The sequence below is a fragment of the Arthrobacter sp. HMWF013 genome (assembly GCF_003061105.1).
Lineage (GTDB): Bacteria > Actinomycetota > Actinomycetes > Actinomycetales > Micrococcaceae > Arthrobacter.
The window spans coordinates 1-4,895 of sequence record NZ_QAIQ01000086.1; the positions used below are offsets into that span (position 1 = coordinate 1).

At 68.1% G+C, this 4,895-nt stretch carries 5 protein-coding genes; all 5 read left to right on the forward strand.

The annotated features are described in order from the left end of the window. Positions 1–545: FAD-dependent oxidoreductase (locus DBR22_RS04060; RefSeq protein ID WP_146187369.1), on the forward strand; the 545-nt coding region annotated here is incomplete at its 5' end. 40 nt (positions 546–585) lie between these two features. Beyond that, a complete protein-coding gene (locus tag DBR22_RS04065) occupies positions 586–981 on the forward strand; it encodes a sarcosine oxidase subunit delta (protein ID WP_108597902.1) in 396 nt (131 codons plus the stop codon). Next, positions 978–3,920 (forward strand): sarcosine oxidase subunit alpha family protein, encoded by a 2,943-nt coding sequence (locus DBR22_RS04070; RefSeq protein ID WP_108597903.1) that lies wholly within the window; start codon positions 978–980, stop codon positions 3,918–3,920. Before DBR22_RS04065 ends, DBR22_RS04070 begins: the two co-directional genes overlap by 4 nt. Continuing rightward, the gene (locus DBR22_RS04075; RefSeq protein ID WP_108597904.1) at positions 3,913–4,548 is read left to right on the forward strand and encodes a sarcosine oxidase subunit gamma; all 636 of its coding nucleotides are present in this window, start codon (positions 3,913–3,915) and stop codon (positions 4,546–4,548) included. Before DBR22_RS04070 ends, DBR22_RS04075 begins: the two co-directional genes overlap by 8 nt. Then, positions 4,548–4,895 (forward strand): serine dehydratase beta chain (locus DBR22_RS04080; RefSeq protein ID WP_308810177.1); only part of this gene is annotated, 348 nt, incomplete at its 3' end. The genes DBR22_RS04075 and DBR22_RS04080, both read left to right, overlap by 1 nt.

Below are 4,895 nucleotides of genomic sequence, written 5' to 3' on the forward strand. Positions count from 1 at the left end.
CTGCGGCCGGGCACAGCTCGGTCCTGGCTGAAATGGCCGGCTTCGAGCTCCCCATCCAGTCCCACCCGCTCCAGGCACTGGTCTCTGAGCTGCACGAACCGGTCCACCCCACGGTGGTCATGTCCAACCACGTGCACGTCTACGTTTCCCAGGCCCACAAGGGCGAACTGGTCATGGGCGCCGGCGTGGACTCCTACAACGGCTACGGCCAGCGCGGGTCCTTCCACGTGATCGAGCACCAGATGGCAGCCGCCGTCGAGCTCTTCCCCATCTTTGCCCGGGCGCACGTGCTCCGGACCTGGGGCGGCATCGTGGACACCACCCTGGACGCTTCACCCATCGTGGGCAACACCCCCGTGGAGAACATGTTCGTGAACTGCGGCTGGGGCACCGGCGGATTCAAGGCCACCCCCGCTGCAGGCCTCACCTTCGCCCACAACATCGCCACCGGCACACCGCACCAGCTGAACAAGCCGTTCGCGCTGGAACGCTTCGAAACCGGAGCCCTCATCGACGAACACGGCGCAGCCGCCGTCGCCCACTAGCCGCCGCCGGCGACCCTGCACACAGAGAAAGAAGACGCACATGCTGCTTATCGCATGCCCCAACTGCGGCTCGCGCGACGAGACCGAGTTCCATTACGGCGGCCAGGCCCACGTGGCCTACCCGGAGAACCCGAACGAGCTGAACGACAAGGAATGGGCACACTTCCTGTTCTACCGGGACAACCCCAAGGGCATCTTCGCCGAGCGCTGGCTGCACAGCACCGGCTGCCGCCAGTGGTTCAACATGCTCCGCGACACCGTCACCTACGACATCCAGGCGATCTACCCGATGGGGACGCCCCGGCCTGACCTGACGGTCAGGGCGGCCCCCGAATCAGGCACTGCCAGCACCGCCGCTGACAGCACCACCACCGGGAACGCCGCACCCAGCATCTCCGGCACCAGCACCACCGCCCCGAAGGGAGCAACCAAGTGACTTCCCAGAACGCCCGCCTCGCCTCCGGCGGACGCATCGACCGCACCATCTCCTGGCGATTCACCGTGGACGGCGAGGAATTCACGGGCCACCCCGGCGACACCCTCGCCTCGGCCCTGATCGCCAACGGCCGCATCGCCGCCGGCAACTCGCTCTACGAGGACCGCGCCCGCGGCATCATGTCCGCCGGCGTGGAGGAATCCAACGCGATGGTCAAGATCTCCCCGCGCTTCCCCGGCGACGTCGCAGAGTCCATGCTCCCCGCCACCACCGTCACCCTGGTGGACGGCCTGAAGGCGGAACTGCTCAACGGCCTGGGCAAGCTGGACCCGGAGGAAGACCACGCCGAATACGACAAGAAGTACGTCCACACCGACGTCCTGGTCATCGGCGGCGGCCCCGCCGGCCTCGCCGCAGCCCGTGAGGCAGTCCGCACCGGCGCCCGCGTCATCCTCATGGACGACCAGCCCGAACTCGGCGGATCGCTGCTCTCCGGCTCCACCGCCCCTGAGCTGGCCGAGACCATCGAAGGCAAGCCGGCGCTGGAATGGGTTGCCGATGTGGAAGCGGAACTGGTATCCGGAGCCGAGGCCACCGTCCTGAACAGGACCTCCGCCTTCGGCGCCTACGACGCCAACTACGTCATCGCCGTCCAGAACCGCACCGACCACCTGTCCAGCCCGGCCGCCACCGGCGTCTCCCGGCAGCGTATCTGGCACGTCCGTGCCAAGCAGGTTGTCCTGGCTCCCGGCGCCCACGAACGCCCGCTGGTCTTCGAGAACAACGACCGGCCGGGCATCATCCTCGCCTCCGCCGTGCGCAGCTACCTGAACCGCTACGCAGTGGCCGCCGGGCAGCGCGTTGTCATCAGCACCACCAACGACAGCGCCTACGCCCTGGCCGCCGACCTCCGCGCCGCCGGCGTCAAGGTAGCAGCCGTCGTCGACGCCCGCCCCCAGCTCACCGCAGTGGCCACGGCCGCCGTCGAAGCCGGCACCCGCGTGCTGATCGGCAGCGCCGTCGCCAACACAGGTGCGGGTGAAGACGGCCGGCTGAACGCCGTCACCGTCCGCAGCATCAACGACGACGGCGAACTCACCTCCGGCGTCGAAGAGATCGCCTGCGATCTGCTGGCAGTTTCCGGTGGCTGGAGCCCGCTGGTGCACCTCCACTCCCAGCGCCAGGGCAAACTGCGCTGGGACGACGAGCTGGCAGCTTTTGTGCCGAGCACCGTGGTCCCGAACCAGCAGACCATCGGCTCCGGCCGCGGCAGCTTCGAACTGGCGGACGTCCTGGCCGAGGGCATCTCCGCCGGCGCTTCGGCAGCGATCGCAGCAGGCTTCGAATCCGCCACAAAGCCGGTCACGTTCGGTGAGCCGAAGGCCTCCGCACCGACCCGGCAGCTGTGGCTGGTCCCGGGCCAGGCGGGCACGCCGGACGACTGGCACCACCACTTCGTGGACTTCCAGCGCGACCAGTCAGTGGCTGACGTGCTGCGTTCCACCGGAGCCGGAATGCGGTCCGTGGAGCACATCAAGCGCTACACCTCCATCAGCACTGCCAACGATCAGGGCAAGACCTCCGGCGTCAACGCGATCGGCGTCATCGCCGCCGCACTCCGCACGGCCGGCGAAGCCTCCCGCGGCATCGGCGACATCGGCACCACCACCTACCGCGCACCGTTCACCCCGGTGGCATTCGCGGCACTCGCCGGACGCCAGCGCGGCGAACTGTTCGACCCCGCCCGCGTCACCTCGATCCACCCGTGGCACGTCGCCAAGGACGCCCTGTTCGAGGACGTCGGACAGTGGAAGCGCCCCTGGTACTACCCGCAGGCCGGCGAGGACATGGACGCAGCCGTGCTGCGCGAATGCGCCGCCGTCCGCGACTCCGTGGGCTTCATGGACGCCACCACCCTGGGCAAGATCGAAATCCGAGGCAAGGACGCCGGTGAGTTCCTCAACCGGATCTACACCAACGCGTTCAAGAAGCTCGCCCCGGGTTCGGCCCGCTACGGCGTGATGTGCATGGCTGACGGCATGATCTTCGACGACGGCGTTACCCTCCGTCTCGACGACGACCGCTACTTCATGACCACCACCACCGGCGGCGCCGCAAAGGTCCTGGACTGGCTGGAAGAATGGCTGCAGACCGAATGGCCGGAACTGGACGTGCACTGCACCTCGGTGACCGAACAGTGGTCCACCATTGCCGTCGTCGGACCCAAGTCCCGCGCCGTGCTGGCGAAGATCGCTCCCGAGCTCGCCGCCAACGGCGGGCTGGAAGCGGAAAACTTCCCGTTCATGACCTTCCGCGAAACCACCCTCGCCTCCGGCGTCCAGGCCCGGGTCTGCCGGATCTCGTTCTCCGGTGAGCTGGCCTACGAAATCAACGTGCCGTCCTGGTACGGGCTGAACACCTGGGAAGCCGTGGCGGCAGCGGGCGCAGAGTTCAACATCACCCCCTACGGCACCGAGACCATGCACGTGCTCCGCGCCGAAAAGGGCTACCCGATCGTCGGGCAGGACACCGACGGCACCGTCACCCCGCAGGATGCGGGCATGGAATGGATTGTTTCCAAGGCCAAGGACTTCATCGGCAAACGTTCCTACGCCCGGGCCGACGCCCAGCGCGAGGACCGCAAGCACCTGGTCAGCGTGCTGCCCGTGGACGGCTCCTTCCGGCTTCCGGAAGGCACCCAGCTCGTGGAAAAGGGCATCCCCACCACCCCCGCCTACGGTCCGGTTCCCATGCAGGGCTTCGTGACCTCGAGCTACCACAGCGCCGCCCTGGGCCGCTCCTTTGGCCTGGCACTGATCAAGAACGGCCGCAACCGCATCGGCGAGACCCTCGTGGCCGCTGCCGGTGACCAGCTGCTTGATGTCGTTATCGCCGAAACCGTACTTTTTGACCCCGAAGGGACCCGCAAAGATGGCTAATACAGCAGCACTGACTGGCATCAATGGACTCCGGGACATCCGCCGCAGCCCCGCCTCGCACCTGGCCCCCGCACTGGAGGCCGGCTCGGTCCCGGGCAAGGTGGTACTCAACGAAGGCCCCTTCCAGACCATGGCCGGGATCCGCGTTGACCCCCGCTCCGAAGAAGGCGCACGGATCGCAGCCGTGACCGGCGGCCTGCCGGCACGCTGCGGCGACGTGACCGGAACGGACAGCATCAGCGTCCTCTGGCTCGGACCCTCCGAGTTCATGGCCGTGGCGCCGGAACAGGCCCACGACTCCCTGGGCGGCAACTTCATCGGTTCCCTCGTGGAAGCACTGGGCGAAGCCCCGGGCCAGGTGGTGGACCTCTCCGCCAACCGCACCACGTTCGAGCTCTCCGGACCGCGCGCCCGTGCGGTCCTGGAGAAGGGCTGCGCCCTGGACCTGCACCCCCGCAGCTTCACCGCGGGGACAGCCCTGGCCACCGAGGTTGGCAACATCCCGGTAGTCCTCCAGAAGACCGGGGAGGAAAGCTACAGGCTCTTCCCCCGGGCCTCCTTCGCCGACTTCCTGGGCCGGTGGCTCCTGGATGCGATGAGGGAGTACGCTTCCCCCGAGGTGCCCTGATGGCGCTCAGCGCCCTGGACCTTTTCTCCGTTGGCATCGGGCCGTCGTCGTCACACACGGTCGGCCCGATGCGGGCGGCGAAGCAGTTCGCCGACGGCCTCAAGGGCGGTGGGCTGCTGAGCTCAACCACACGGGTCCAGGCGGAACTGTTCGGCTCCCTCGGTGCCACCGGGCGCGGCCACGGCTCCGACAAGGCAGTGGTCCTGGGACTCCAGGGCCTGGACCCGGAAACGGTGGACACCTCCACCGCCGATGACCAGGTTGCTGCCGCAGCACTCGACGCCGAACTCCGGATCGGCGGGGACCACCGGGTGGACTTTAACTGGGACGAGGACGTGGTCCTGCAC

Excerpts from the sequence above, each read along its gene's own strand:
- DBR22_RS04065 (WP_108597902.1), top strand. The coding sequence starts at position 586 with ATGCTGCTTATCGCATGCCCCAACTGCGGCTCGCGCGACGAGACCGAG.
- DBR22_RS04075 (WP_108597904.1), top strand. The coding sequence starts at position 3,913 with ATGGCTAATACAGCAGCACTGACTGGCATCAATGGACTCCGGGACATC.